Raw genomic sequence first — 13596 nt, 5'->3', positions numbered from 1 at the left:
GCATAACGTGGTTATACCAAGCCCGCTGCGGCCCCAATCAACAATCACAAGCGAACACGCATGGAATATCCCGTCCACGACACCCAGATCGCCCCTCTCGGCCGTCTCGAAGTACTTTCGAGAACGGAAGCCGCCAAATTGCTCGATAGCGGTCACGGCAGCTTGCACGAGCTCTACCGTAATTGCTCACTGGCCGTGCTCAACACCGGCAACGAGCTCGACGATGCCAAGGAACTGCTGGAACGCTACAGCGATTTCGACATCCGGATCATCCAACGTCCGCGCGGCATCAAGCTTGATATCAGCAATGCGCCTGCCACAGCGTTCGTCGATGGCCGGCTCATCGTCGGCATCCAGGAGCACTTGTTCTCGGTGCTGCGCGACGTCATCTACATGCACGAGGAAATCCGCGGCAACCCGCGCTTCGATCTCGACGAATCGGAAGGCATTACCGACGCGGTGTTCCACATCCTGCGCAACGCCTCGGTGCTCAGGCCTCGGACCGACCCCAAGATCGTGGTGTGCTGGGGCGGGCATTCCATCAATCGGCAGGAATACGAATACACCAAGCACGTCGGGTACCAACTCGGCCTGCGCGGGCTCGACATCTGTACCGGCTGCGGCCCTGGCGCGATGAAGGGCCCGATGAAAGGCGCCGCCATCGGCCACGCCAAGCAGCGTATCGGTAAGGGACGCTACATCGGCTTTACCGAACCGGGCATCATCGCCGGCGAATCGCCGAATCCCATCGTCAACGAGCTGGTGATCTTGCCGGACGTGGAAAAACGGCTGGAAGCTTTCATCCGCTTCGGCCATGGCTTTGTCGTGTTCCCCGGCGGCGCGGGTACAGCAGAAGAAATTTTTTACGTGCTGGGCGTGCTGCTCAATCCCAAGAACGCTGACCTGCCTTTTCCGCTGATATTCACCGGGCCGAAAAGCGCAGAGGATTATTTCATGCAGATCGACCAGTTCATCGGCGAGGTACTGGGCGTGGAGGCGCAGAGACGCTACAAGATCATCATCGACGATCCGGTCCTGGTCGCGCAGGAAATTCAGGCCGGCATCAAGACCGTGCGCGATTACCGCAAGCAGAACAGGGACGCCTATTACTTCGATTCGCAGCTCAAGATCGAGCACGAGATGCAACGGCCCTTCCATCCCACCCACGACAACATGCGCAAGCTCAAGCTGCATCTCGACCAGCCCAAGCACACGCTGATCGCCAATCTACGCCGCGCGTTTTCCGGCATCGTGGCCGGCAATATCAAGGATGCAGGCATCCGCGCCATTGAAAAGCACGGCAAATTTGAGATTTACGGCGACGAGATGGTGATGCAGAAGATGGATGCCCTGCTATCGGCCTTTGTCGAACAACACCGCATGAAGCTCACGGGCCGCTATGAGCCTTGCTATCGAATCATGGTCGAGCAAGATGAATGAGACTGCAGATTTGAATTAAGACGCGACTACAAAAAATAAGCGGCCATGAAGGCCGCTGAAGGGAGGAGATGTTTCGCATTACGAGAAGCATTTAAACCGAAATTTGTAAGCGAAGTATGAACTCCTTGTATCAAGTTGTATCTTTGGCCCGCGCCTCAGGATTTTTCGTTGCCGGTGATGCTGCCATGCGTACGGATCCAGGCTTCGATCTTGAGCACCTCGTCGGGCGTCAAACCATTGGTGGGGTCCGTCGGATCCATCAGCCCCTTACCTTTGGCACCCATGCCGCCGTTGGTGCCGTGCCAGATAGTCTCGAACATGCCTTTGTTCGTAGCGTCCTTGGCGTAGTGGAAATTCGGCCCGTGCAAGCTGGGGCCCGTCTGGCCCTGGGCATCGCCGCCGTGGCATTGCGTACACGAGTACAACTGGAATAATTTCTTGCCGCGAGCGATGGCGTCCTGATTGCCGATGTAAGTGTTCTTGCCCGTGGCGGCGAATTCCTTGGCTGCAGGCGTATCGAATAGCTCCGGCTTGATTTGCAACGGGCTGCCATCCTGCGTTGCGACGAATTGCTGCATCTGCCCTTCGGCAGCCATCAGGTTCTGATGAATGAAAATAGCTGCGGTTGCGATCGAAGCAGCCAAGATGGTGCGGTTGATCCTCATGGTTATCTCCTGGTCATGATATTGAATCGTCAGGCCTTTGGTATCCAGCCTTGTCGTTTATAGAGTCCAAATTCAGTCTCAGGTTTCTTCTATGCGGCATCTGTGTGTTACCGCGCTTGCTCCTCCAGTGATTCCTCCCCATTTAAATTGATAGATAAAAAACTATGGTTCAAATAGACAAGATTGATTGGAATCGATAGCAGTTTTTTACGATCATAGAGCTCGTTTTTAAATGGAAAGGCACGCATGAAACTGGCAAGTCAAATCGAACTCGACGCATTGCAAGGCATGGAACCGGCATTCTGGCCGTCGCCACGCAAACCCAGCTTCATCCAGAGCTTATCGGCCATCGCAGATAAGTACGACATTTTCCTGATCGACCAATGGGGCGTTTTGCACAACGGCATTGCCCCCTACTCTGGCGTCATCGATGCCCTCGAAAACTTGCAACGCCTCGGCAAAGCTGTGGGCGTACTGAGCAATTCCGGGCTGCGTTCCAACGACAATATCACTCGCCTGCACCATCTGGGGATTCCGCGAGCCCTGTATTCCTCCATCGTCACCTCCGGCGAAGTGGCCTGGCAGCTTTTCAAGGATGCCGACGGAGTATTTTCAGAATTCAGCGGCAAGCGCTGCTTCTTGATCAGCAGCGACCGCTCTGCGCATTTCCTGGAAGGCCTCGATATTGCGCAAGCCCATGATTTGGACGATGCAGATTTCATCTTGTTGAGCGGGCTCAATCCCGATATCAGCGAATCGACCATCGACATGCTCATCGAAACCGGCGTTAGCAACGGACTGCCGCTAATATGCGCTAACCCGGATCACATGCGCATCACCAACCACGGGCTGAAACCCAGCGCTGGCATGGTGGCCTTGCGATACGAAGCAGCTGGCGGCGCGGTGATCCAGATCGGCAAGCCGTTCAAGGAGATTTATCGCTATGCCATCCAAAGCCTGAGCCGCTCGCCGAAAGACCGAGTGCTGGCGATCGGCGATTCGCTGCATCACGACGTGGCCGGAGGTAACGCCGCCGGGTGCGACACCTTGCTGATCGAGCAAGGTATCCTCAGCCACGAACTGGCCGAATTCAAAACCGCGCAGGACAAAGAGAACGCGGTGATGCGCCTCGCCGAATGCGAGTCCCAGATTCCTAACTGGATTGCGACAACCTTATCCTGGTGATCCAAGGAAGAAACCGTCTCCTCTAAGGTCAAGCGGGGGCTTCTGTCGCACGCTTCTCATCGGTCAACTCCAGGTGGGCGATCAGCTTTTGACCGAGGCGGATGCCCGGCTGTTCGATATAACGATGCGTCAGGGTAGAAACCATGATGATCAAGATAGTCGCGATGAGAAAGTAAGCAAGCCAGCCCCAATCCGTCCTGGAAAAGTATTGCAAAACGCGGAGATCTCGTAGGGTAAAGATGACGAAAAATTGCGTTAGGTACATGCTGTAGCTGATCTTGCCAATAAAGACGATCAGCAGGTTGGCGACACGTTTGGCTTGGTAGCATGCCAGCGTGAAAGTTAGGCTTGCGAGCAAGACTCCCATAGTGAGATGGTGGTGAATGAGGGGCGATTTTGGAAAGACCGCCACTAATACCAGCATGACGCCCGCAACGCCTAGCGCAGTCTTTGCAGCCACGCGGCTATGGCTGAAATCCCGCACCATAAAATAGGTAACGACTCCCATAGCAAACACCGGTAATTGCCCCATTAAGTTCTGGTATTTGAAGCTCTCTAGCAAATATTGCTGCCTCGACGGAAAAGTCCCGGCAAATAGACTATCTACGAGGGTGGGCGAAACGATGTAAATCCCCAGGCTGATCGCAAGGAAACCAAGCGCAGTCCGCATGTTTTTGATAGAGCAAAACAGCAGCGGCAGTATCAGATAAAAGCACATCTCCACGGCCACCGACCAGCCGCCGGGCACGACAGCATTGATCGCCTCGGGATGAAAGCCGTTGACGAAGAGCAGTGTCCCTACAATCTGCCACCCATGAATGCCATTGGGCGCCCAATAGCCAGGGGCCGTACCGTAGAGCGCTAAAAATGCCACCGTAACTACCCAGAACATGGGCGCGATACGAAACAGACGGCGGATGAAAAAATTGCGAACGGGTGATAATTCGTGGTCGTTACGGAAATGCCAGGACATGAACAAAGCCAAGGCACTCACGACATAGAACAATTGAACACCGTAGATGCCGAAATTCCGCAAGAGTTTTAGCACATGGCTTGCCGGCGGAACTTGTTGGGCGCTATGCACCAGAAGCACGCCAAGAATGGCGTAGCCTCTCAGTGCATCGATATAACCTTGTTTTTGTAGTTTTCTGATCATAAGCCCACGATCACTTGATTACATCGTTGGAAGCATACTCCCTTCGTCGTACGGTTGCGCTTATGAATACTGGCCGTCTTCGGTTGAGCCCTACGGCAAGCTCTGCCTGGTGCTACAACACCACCTGCGCCCCCAGTTCCACCACGCGATTGGGCGGTAGCTTGAAATAGGCAGCCGCGCTGCCTGCATTGCGAAACATGGCAATAAACAGCTTCTCGCGCCATAGCGCCATGTCCGAGCCGACCTTGGGAATCAGCGTCTCACGGCCGAGGAAGAAAGAAGTATCCATCATGTCCAGTAATAATCCCTGGGACGCACAGTGCGTCATCGCCTCCGGCAGGTCGGGCTTATCCATGAAACCGTAGGTCACCCGAACCTTGTAGAGATTGCCTGCAATGGATTCGACCCTCACTCGGCGATCGCCGCCTACATAAGGCTCGTCGGCCACCGTTACTGTAGCTAGCACGATGCGTTCGTGCATAGCCTTGTAATGCTTGAGGCTGTGCATCAGGGCATGAGGTACGGCTTCGAGGTTCTGCGTCATGAATACTGCCGTACCGGGTATGCGCTGTATCGAAGAGCTAGTGATATTAGGGATGAACACATCGAGCGGCATGGCCTCTGCGAACAAGCGCGAAGTCAGGAGCTTGCGTCCGCGTTTCCAGGTTGTCATGAGCAGCAGAACGCCGAAGCCGAAGGTGAGCGGGAACCAGCCGCCGTCGTGAATCTTGACGATATTGGCGGAGAAAAAGGCAAGATCGACGACGAGGAAAACGCCCAGCACCAACGTACTCGCCAGCCAGTGCCATTTCCATAGGTTGCGCACGACGATGAAGGCCAGGATTGTGGTGATGATCATGGTCGTACTCACCGCGATACCGTAAGCCGACGCAATGCTGGTAGACGACCCAAAGCCCAGCACCAGGCCGACCACGGCGATGAATAACAGCCAGTTGATACCAGGCATATAGACCTGACCTTGCGCCGAGCCCGAGGTATGGCGCACTTCCATCCGCGGGCTATAGCCCAGCTGCATTGCTTGCTGGGTAATCGAATACACGCCTGAGATCACCGCCTGCGAGGCAATGACCGTGGCTACCGTTGCCAGGGCGACCAGAGGATACAAGGCCCAATCGGGCGCCATCAGGTAAAACGGGTTCTGTAGTGCGTCTTTGTTAGTCAGCAGTAACGCTCCCTGCCCGAAATAATTCAGGACCAGTGCCGGTAGCACCAGGGCAAACCAGGCCAGTTGCACCGGCTTGCGGCCAAAGTGGCCCATGTCGGCATACAGCGTTTCCGTGCCGGTCACGGCCAGGAATACCGCGCCCAAGGAGAGAAATGCCAACTTCGGGGCAGCCAACATGAAGGTGGCGGCATGCCATGGGCTCAGCGCTTGAAGCACTTGGGGCGCTCGAAGGATATTAACGACACCCAGCAAGGCCAGGCTGGAAAACCACACAATCATCACCGGCCCAAACAGCATGCCGACTCGCGCCGTTCCCTTGTATTGCCAGTAAAACAAGGCCAGCAGCACCAGCAGCGTGACGGGGATGACATAAGGCTTGAACAAGGGCGTGGCGACCTCCAGGCCTTCCACTGCCGACAATACCGAAATGGCAGGCGTAATCACGCCATCGCCGTAGAACAAGGCCGCGCCGAATAGTCCCATCAGCATCAGCCAAGGCGCGTAAGATTTTCCTTCCGCCCCGCGTAGAACCAAGGCCATAAGCGCCATGATGCCGCCCTCACCCTTGTTGTCGGCACGCATGATGAAGGCGATGTACTTGACAGACACGACCACGATCAGTGACCAGAAAATCAGCGACAGGATGCCCAGGATATTGTCAGGCGTCATCGGCACCGGATGGTGCGCGCCGGCAAAAATCTCGTGGATGGTATACAGCGGGCTGGTGCCGATATCGCCGTAAACCACGCCCAAGGCCGCAAGGGCAAGGCCGGCGGTTTGGCTTTTGGATGGGGTTGATTGCATAGGGAAGAACCTTCTACTAATAAAAATCTGCGGTCATGCGCTCAGAGCTGGAAGCGATATCCCACACCGGTTTCTGTCAGGATGTGCTGCGGCTGGGCGGGATCGGCTTCCAGTTTTTGCCTCAGGTGACCGATGAAAATACGCAAGTAATGGTTACTCTCCACATAGGACGGCCCCCACACCTCACGCAATAACTGGCGATGCGTCAGCACCTTGCCGGCACTCGCCACCAGGGTGCACAGCAGGCGATATTCGATAGGGGTGAAATGCAGCGCCTCGCCGTTGCGGGAAACGGTACGGTGAGCGCGATCCAGCACGATGGAACCAAAACTGACGACAGCACCGTCGGCCTCCGGCGTGCGTAGATTGCGGCGCAGCAAGGCTCGCACCCGAGCCAGCAATTCGCCGACCCCGAAAGGCTTGGTGAGGTAATCGTCGGCGCCTGCATCGAGCGCCGCGATCTTGTCGTTTTCTGCCGAGCGCGCGGAAAGGATCAGGATAGGCAGCCCCGACCAAGCACGCACGTCGCGCACCACTTCCACTCCGTCGCGGTCGGGTAATCCCAGGTCGAGAATGATGAGGTCGGGCTTGCGCGTACCGGCCTCTACCACGCCTTGTGCTGCCGTCCCAGCTTCGAAGGTTTGCCAGCCGGCTTCATGCAGTGCATCGCAGACGAATTTACGGATTTGCGATTCGTCTTCAATCACAATGATCCTGGCCATGGCTGAATTCATACCCGCACCTCGGGCAACTCGGCTTCAGCCTCGATGACTGGTGGGTTGCCCACCGGCAATGTGAATACAAAACAGGAACCGCCTTCAGGTCGATCATCGGCGCGTATTTCGCCGCCGTGCGCCTCGACGATGGCGCGGCAGATCGCCAGCCCCAGTCCGACGCCCGGCAGCGGCGATTCGGCCGAACCGCGCACGAACATGTCGAATAACTTCTCGCGCCGCGCTTCGGGGATTCCGGTGCCGTTGTCGCATACCGCCACTTCCACCTTGGTATCGACCTGCTTTGCCTTGATCTCGATCGTGCCAGGCTCCGGCGAATACTTGATGGCGTTTTCCAGCAGATTGCACAGCACTCGCTCGATGAGGACGGCATCGAACTCCAGCAACGGCAGGTCGGGCGGCAATGCCGTCTTGATCATGTGCCCGGCAAGACTGCGTTCCAGCAACTTGATAGCAGCACCGACGACTTCTTCCAGCGGCTGCCACTCCTTGCGCAGCTTGACTTGTCCGGCGTGCAAGCGCGCCATGTCCAGCAGGTTTTCTACCAGGCTGCACAACCGCATGGATTGCTCGCGGATGGCGTCGGCGGCCTGTTGCTGCTTTTCCGGCAGGGGCGGTTTGGTGAGTGCCAGTGCGTCGGCCTGGCCGTAAAGAATGGTGAGCGGCGTGCGCAAATCGTGCGACAAGGCCGAAAGAATGGAACTGCGCAGCCGTTCCGACGCCATGTCGATCTGCGCGGCTTGTGCCACCTCCACGTAATGCAGCCGTTCCAGGGCGATGGCGATGAGCGACGCCACGGCTTCCAACAAGGCATGATCGGCATCCAGCGCATCGATGTCACCATCCAATGGCGAGACCACCAGCACGCCGCGCGTTCGGGTCGACCCGTGCAAGGTGTAATAGCGCACGCCGTCAAGTTCGGTCAGGGGATGACGCTGAGTGCGCCTATCCTCGGCATAAGCCATCAGGGCAACGTGCGCCTCGTACCAAACGCCATGCTTGCCGGCTGAGACGAGCTCGCCCTGCTCGCCCGGCAGCAACAGGTCGGACTTGACACCGATGACGTCGCGCAGAAAATCCTGCGAACACTCGATCACATGGGCGAGCGTCATGGCTCCCGAAAGAGACTTGGCCATTTCATAGAGCGCAATGTTGCGCCGCGCCTCCTGCGTCGAAATCTCAGCCTGGCGGCGCAGTCCTGCCGTCAATTGGCCCGTGACCAGCGCCACGGCCAACATCACGATAAAGGTCACGAGGTATTGCGCATCGGCGACGGCAAACGTGAGGCGCGGAGGGACGAAAAAGAAATCGAACAAAGCCACGCTGAGAAAAGCCGCCAATACGGCAGGCTGTTTTCCCAATCGTAGCGAAACCAGAAACACCGTCAGCAAAAACAGCATGACGATATTCACGAGGTCCAGATAAGGCCGTAGCGGCGTGGCGATCAGCGCGGTGACAGTACAGGCCAATGCCGCCAAGGCGTAGTGGCCAAGTGCTGGTTGATCGTGATTGGGTTGAAGCACGGTGCCTTATGTTCCCTCAAGCGATGGAGGGCATTGTGGCGCTTACGATGTAAAAAAGGTGTAAAAACTATAGGGTGGTTTGGAAAAGATTGACGTTAGGTAGAAGTGCTGTTGTTCCAGATATTGAACGGGCGCTGGATCACATCGTGGCTATTGCTTGCGCCCGTAATTGCTAAAAATTACTATGATGCCATGCCACTTCTAACAATAAGAATATAGAAAGAAAAAACATGCGAACTCTTGGTTCTTCAATACCATTATGTGGACACATCGGTTCGTATAATAACCGTTAGGGTTCATATGTCTCTTGCCTCCAATTTGCTAAAACGCCTCCTACTTATATACGTATTTTTTTGGGTTTCATTTTCGTTCGCATCTCAATCAAACGAAAGTAAATGTGTACCAAACTTAAGAGCAGATTTACCTGATGGAATTCAAAGTCAAATTAAAAAAACTGATGGTGTTGAATCTTACGAGCGGCTAGAAATTGAAAATTTACAAGCTGTTGATGGTGAGTTATTTAATCCTATTGAACTTGAGAATAGCAAAACTAGCTTAATCGCCGCTGTTATCTTGCCTGTTTGGTACTTTTGCCCTAGCCCTCTAGGCCAGAATCGAGACGCACCAAGAAAATTGGTTTTTTGGAAAGAAAGAGGGGCAACTTGGCTTAAAATCGGAAGTAACGATCAAGCATTCTGGCCAATTATCTTGGCAGGAACAGCCAAAGCGTCTTTGAATGTTGAAGATGAGATGGTTGTATATACGCAAGAATCTTATCCTGTTCATAGTATTTGGCTGGACCGATTCTATTTTGCGTACGACCCGCCCTCATCAAGGATAGTTCTTGTAAGGTGGGACTCGGCTAGCCATTACAATCCAGCGGAAGGCAATAGCGAAAACTCACATGTACTCATGGAAGCCGAAGAGATACTTGGAGAAGTAAGTGGCACTGATGGCTACGAAGGAACATTCGACTTTAATTCTGGAGTCGGGGAAATAATTAAATATCGTTTTGCTGAACGGCCAGTCAAAGTTGAACTTCAAAGATCGATTCATAAAATGTACATTGAAAATATGCCTAAGAATATGAGCTTCGATGGCTTTGACAAGTTTGAATTTGGTGCTCCCTAACTTCCATCAAGCTAGGCGCATAACCAGGAAGAAGCTCTAACATTCCAACATCCTCTTCCGAGCCGCCTCTATGCTGAGCGAAGCGCCAAGGGACAGATTGGATATCCTCTATACAGCACTTAAGGCTTGGACTGTAGCGCAGCTGCCTCGCCTGCTTATAGGTTGGAGCTTTCTTAGCCCTGTTGTTGAACTGCAATCAGCCATAAAAAAGCACCTGCCAAGGCAGGTGCTTTTCATATCTACAGAAGTAAAAGTTAAAACCGCCTCAAGCCGGACTCTTCTTGCTCTTCTTGGTTTTTTTAGGCGCTGCCGCGGGGGCTTCGGATGCGGGCGCTTCGTACTGCACCAGCTTTTGCAGTTGCTTGAAGCGGGCTGCGTCTTCCACGCCCTTGGGGAAATTGGTTTTATCCATCGCCGTGTTCAAGGCGTCGAGGCGTGCATTGGGATCGGGGTGGGTGGCGAAGAGCAACTGCAAGCCGGCGTCCTGCGGGGTGGAAGCGTACATTTGCAGCACGGACGGCAGCCCATAGGCCGAATACCCTGCTCGTGCCGCCAAATAAACGCCGTTACGGTCAGCGTCGTATTCGTCAGACTTGTCCAGACCCGAGGAATACAAGCCCTTCGCCAAGTTACCCAAGGCAGCAGTATTGGCGCTGCCGGATTTCTGCTGTACCAGACCCGCTACGACATCCGTCGCCCCGCGCTTCTTCATGGCGTTGGCGTGATGGTGGTTGATGACGTGGGTGATTTCGTGGGCCAGCACGCCGGCCAGTTCGGATTCGTTATGCAGGCGTAGCAGCAATCCGCGTGTGATGAAGACATATCCGCCGGGCGCGGCGAAGGCGTTGACGTTGGGCGTATCCAGGATGCCGAAGCGCCACGGCAGGTCGGGCTGCGTCGTCTGCAATGCAATCCACAGGCCGACCTCGTTGACGTATCGTTCGGCCTGCGGGTTCTTGTACAGCGGGCTCGCGCCCAGCAATACCGCCGACATGTTGGTGCCCAGTTGGCGTTCCTCTTCCGGCGTCCAGGTGTGCGTGGCTTCTACTGCGCCTTTCAGCGCCTGCTTGTAGCCGCTGTCGGGCATAAACGTATCGACAGCCTTGTTGACCTGGTCGCGATTGACGTTGGTGTTCTTGAGCGCATCGGTCGCACCGTCGGTCACGCAACCGCTCATCACGGCGCTCGCCACGGCCAGTGAAATCAGTAGCTTGGTTTTCATGGTTTCACCTCCGGCATAGCGATGTCTTGCGGGCTGAGCTTGGCGGTCTTGGCAGACTTGCGGGCTTCGTCCGCGCTTACGACGTACCGTTCCATGTTGCCGACTTCTTCCGGATTGGGCGTTGCCTTGTCGAGGTCTTCCTTGGTCACACCCTTGACACCGGTGGTGGCGACGTTGGTGTTGGAGCCGGTGCGGGCGACGTTACCGAGCGTAGACAATCCGGCCACGGCGCTGGAATTCGAGGCGCTTGCCGCGAAATGCAGGTTGAGCATGCGGATATAACCGGTCTTGCCCTGCGCGGTCTTGATCTTGGACCAGCCGCCCTCGTTACCGAGATGCTCGACCTGCTCTCCCTCGCTCAAGTCAGCTACTTTGGTCGCATCCAGGGCGGGCTTGCTTTTCAGTTCGCTGCCGCGTGCAACCGATGCCGGCGTCGCATGGGCTTGCGCCGCGACCAGCATCAGTAAGGCAGCCCAACAGGATATTTTCATGATGTTTGTCTCCTTGGCTCATACAGTTTTACGGGTTGGGAACGGCCTTTGACGGCGAATTCCCCGTGATAGATGAATTCAAAACGCTCGCCGCACGCCTCGCGCGTGGATTCCGAAACGAGGATGCGCGAGATGCCGGCGGTTTTTCCCTCGATGCGGCTCCCCAAATTGACGGTATCGCCGATGGCCGTGTAATCCAGCCGTTTTTTCGCACCGATAAAGCCGACCACGGCCTCGCCGGTATGAATCCCGATGCCGATTTCGAACGGGAAAGCGAGTTCCTTGCGGAAGGCCTCAAGCCGGTCGCTCATGACCAATGCGGCTTCCACGGCCGCCACGGCGTGGTCGGGCATTTCAACCGGCGCTCCCCAGAACGCCATGATGGCGTCGCCTATGAACTTATCCAGCGTGCCGCCGTGGTCGAAAATCGCCTCGACCTGCAAATCAAAGTAGCGATTGAGCAGTTCCACGATTTCTTCGGCGCGGTGGGTTTCGGACAAGGTGGTAAAGCCGCGGATATCCGAAAACAGAATGGTGATTTGCTGCGTGCGCCCGACTCGCGCCTCGGCCGAAGCGTTCAGGTCGGTCAATTGACGCACCACGTTGGGATCGAGAAAACGGCCGAAGAGATCAGTGGTTTCCTTGCGGCGGCGACGCTCCCGCAAATAGGCAGCAGCCCCATGGCCGATTTGCGCCAACCAGCCCAGTGCCAAGGCCGAGAAAGGCAGCCATTGCAGGTTGCGATCCAGCAGCAAATAGGCAGCAACAACGGCCATCACTGTAATAGCAACTGCTATCGCCAGGATTAAGGAGGGATGCCGCCCTCGTTGATAGCCCAAAGCGGTTCCGAACACCATGAGTGTAGCCAACAGGATGGACCAGATATTGCTGACAGGACGCAGCCAATCCTGATGTTTGAGGTTGGCAAGGGCCGTCGCCATGATTTCAGGCCCGGGCGTCCGGGCATCCATCGGCGTGGGATGAAAATCGCCCAGGCCGGGCGCCGTCGAACCGACGATGATGATCTTTCCGGCCAGACGGGCATCTACCCCGGTATCGCTGGACAGCGACTTGAGATAAAGCGTGTGATAAGGGATATGCAAGAACGGCTTGGCATACCAATGCAATGGGATGCTCGGCTGGTCTGGCACAACCATCCCGAGTTCATGGGCCGTCCGTCCGACCATGTGCGGCAATCGCCAACCTTGGTATTCGCGGAATAATTCCAGCCGGCGTCCGCGCTGGTCATCGTCCTCGTTGAAATTAATCATCCCCGTGCGCCACAGCTCAGGCGGCAAGGCTTTGGGGGCTAGCAGCGGCAGGCGAGCATCGGGCGCAGCATTGGCGCCGGGCGCGATGCCCATCACAGGCGGCAGGTCAGCCAAACGACTGGCCGCGCCGTCTGCGGCGACGACAAAAGGCAAGTAAACCGGGATGGGACTATTCTTGATGGCAGAGGCAAATGCGGCGTCGCTCTCGGTGCGGAACACGTCCGGCTCGGAAAACATCACATCGAACAGCACTGCGCGCGCCTGCTGTTGGGCGAGATAACTGACGAGTTCGCCGTGCACCAGGCGCGGCCAGGGCCAATTGCCAGCGAGCTCCAGCATTTGCGGATGATCGAGGCTGGCCTGGTCGATATCGATCAGCACCACGTCCTGGGGCGGCAGCCGATGCTGGGCGTGCAAGGCCAGCAAAGCGTCGCCGCCAAGATGGTCGATGCGCGACCATAAGCCGTGCCAAGGACGGAACGCGCCAATCGCCAGCAAGACGACAGGAATCAATATCCAGGAAAAATTGCGCCGGAAATCGGCTAAACGTTGATCTCGCATGAGTATTCGTGCATATGTTCGTCCCATAACCCAATGAAGGATTCGAACGGACATTGCTCGATACTCCCCCGCCGAATCATTATTGGTTGCCCGGCGATCGAATCAGATCGCCGCTTGGCATACACCCTGTCTCGGCAGGTTTGTGCGGATGTTACCCAAAAAATCGGTTAATTCAAAACATTCTCTTCAATGCAATAAGTTCGCATTGAGGTCCACAACTATTATTT

The 13596-nt window shown here is 55.8% G+C and carries 11 protein-coding genes; 3 read left to right on the top strand and 8 right to left on the bottom strand.

The annotated features are described in order from the left end of the window. Positions 1-60 precede the first annotated feature (60 nt). Positions 61-1440 carry a nucleotide 5'-monophosphate nucleosidase PpnN gene (ppnN, locus tag NMK_RS11610; protein WP_109015916.1) on the top strand — a complete coding sequence of 460 codons (1380 nt, stop codon included), beginning with the start codon at positions 61-63 and terminating at the stop codon, positions 1438-1440. 155 nt (positions 1441-1595) lie between these two features. Here ppnN and NMK_RS11605 read toward each other — a convergent pair whose 3' ends face one another. Then, positions 1596-2105: a c-type cytochrome gene (locus NMK_RS11605; RefSeq protein WP_109015915.1), complete on the bottom strand. Its 510-nt coding sequence runs from the start codon at positions 2103-2105 to the stop codon at positions 1596-1598. A gap of 246 nt (positions 2106-2351) precedes the next feature. Between NMK_RS11605 and NMK_RS11600 the strand changes: the two genes are divergently transcribed. Next, positions 2352-3290, top strand: a complete 939-nt coding sequence (locus NMK_RS11600) for a TIGR01459 family HAD-type hydrolase (RefSeq protein WP_109015914.1) — start codon at positions 2352-2354, stop codon at positions 3288-3290. A 28-nt stretch (positions 3291-3318) separates the two neighbouring features. Here NMK_RS11600 and NMK_RS11595 read toward each other — a convergent pair whose 3' ends face one another. The 4 genes from NMK_RS11595 to NMK_RS11580 form a co-directional block, all read right to left on the bottom strand. Continuing rightward, the gene (locus tag NMK_RS11595; RefSeq protein WP_109015913.1) at positions 3319-4446 is read right to left on the bottom strand and encodes an acyltransferase family protein; all 1128 of its coding nucleotides are present in this window, start codon (positions 4444-4446) and stop codon (positions 3319-3321) included. 112 nt (positions 4447-4558) lie between these two features. Next, positions 4559-6436, bottom strand: a complete 1878-nt coding sequence (locus NMK_RS11590) for a potassium transporter Kup (protein ID WP_109015912.1) — start codon at positions 6434-6436, stop codon at positions 4559-4561. Between the two features lie 41 nt (positions 6437-6477). Further along, complete coding sequence (gene kdpE / locus NMK_RS11585) at positions 6478-7158, bottom strand: two-component system response regulator KdpE (protein ID WP_227871460.1); 681 nt, start codon at positions 7156-7158, stop codon at positions 6478-6480. Positions 7159-7166: 8 nt separating this feature from the next. After that, entirely contained in the window at positions 7167-8693 is a 1527-nt protein-coding gene (locus NMK_RS11580) for a DUF4118 domain-containing protein (protein WP_109015910.1), read from the bottom strand. A gap of 300 nt (positions 8694-8993) precedes the next feature. Here NMK_RS11580 and NMK_RS11575 point away from each other — a divergent pair, with 300 nt between their 5' ends. Then, on the top strand, positions 8994-9824 hold the full coding sequence (locus NMK_RS11575; protein WP_109015909.1) for a hypothetical protein: 831 nt from the start codon (positions 8994-8996) through the stop codon (positions 9822-9824). 265 nt (positions 9825-10089) lie between these two features. On the opposite strand, the gene NMK_RS11570 is transcribed toward NMK_RS11575, so the two are convergent. From NMK_RS11570 to NMK_RS11560, 3 genes are read right to left on the bottom strand one after another with little or no spacing between them, the layout of a single operon-like run. Then, a complete protein-coding gene (locus tag NMK_RS11570; protein ID WP_109015908.1) occupies positions 10090-11046 on the bottom strand; it encodes a M48 family metalloprotease in 957 nt (318 codons plus the stop codon). Next, positions 11043-11537: an SH3 domain-containing protein gene (locus NMK_RS11565; RefSeq protein WP_109015907.1), complete on the bottom strand. Its 495-nt coding sequence runs from the start codon at positions 11535-11537 to the stop codon at positions 11043-11045. The genes NMK_RS11570 and NMK_RS11565 overlap by 4 nt, the downstream gene beginning before the upstream one ends. Further along, entirely contained in the window at positions 11534-13369 is a 1836-nt protein-coding gene (locus NMK_RS11560) for an adenylate/guanylate cyclase domain-containing protein (RefSeq protein ID WP_181376263.1), read from the bottom strand. The genes NMK_RS11565 and NMK_RS11560 overlap by 4 nt, the downstream gene beginning before the upstream one ends. Between the last annotated feature and the right edge of the window lie 227 nt (positions 13370-13596).

Origin of the sequence: Novimethylophilus kurashikiensis (assembly GCF_003112435.1) — a bacterium.
GTDB lineage: Bacteria > Pseudomonadota > Gammaproteobacteria > Burkholderiales > Methylophilaceae > Novimethylophilus > Novimethylophilus kurashikiensis.
This window is presented reverse-complemented; position numbering and strand designations above follow the sequence as displayed.

Bases quoted from the DNA above. Each gene is read 5' to 3' on its own strand.
- NMK_RS11600 (WP_109015914.1), top strand. From the start codon at position 2,352: ATGAAACTGGCAAGTCAAATCGAACTCGACGCATTGCAAGGCATGGAA.
- NMK_RS11560 (WP_181376263.1), bottom strand. From the start codon at position 13,369: ATGCGAGATCAACGTTTAGCCGATTTCCGGCGCAATTTTTCCTGGATA.
- NMK_RS11575 (WP_109015909.1), top strand. From the start codon at position 8,994: ATGTCTCTTGCCTCCAATTTGCTAAAACGCCTCCTACTTATATACGTA.
- NMK_RS11590 (WP_109015912.1), bottom strand. From the start codon at position 6,436: ATGCAATCAACCCCATCCAAAAGCCAAACCGCCGGCCTTGCCCTTGCG.
- kdpE (WP_227871460.1), bottom strand. From the start codon at position 7,158: ATGGCCAGGATCATTGTGATTGAAGACGAATCGCAAATCCGTAAATTC.
- NMK_RS11605 (WP_109015915.1), bottom strand. From the start codon at position 2,105: ATGAGGATCAACCGCACCATCTTGGCTGCTTCGATCGCAACCGCAGCT.
- NMK_RS11565 (WP_109015907.1), bottom strand. From the start codon at position 11,537: ATGAAAATATCCTGTTGGGCTGCCTTACTGATGCTGGTCGCGGCGCAA.
- NMK_RS11570 (WP_109015908.1), bottom strand. From the start codon at position 11,046: ATGAAAACCAAGCTACTGATTTCACTGGCCGTGGCGAGCGCCGTGATG.
- NMK_RS11595 (WP_109015913.1), bottom strand. From the start codon at position 4,446: ATGATCAGAAAACTACAAAAACAAGGTTATATCGATGCACTGAGAGGC.
- ppnN (WP_109015916.1), top strand. From the start codon at position 61: ATGGAATATCCCGTCCACGACACCCAGATCGCCCCTCTCGGCCGTCTC.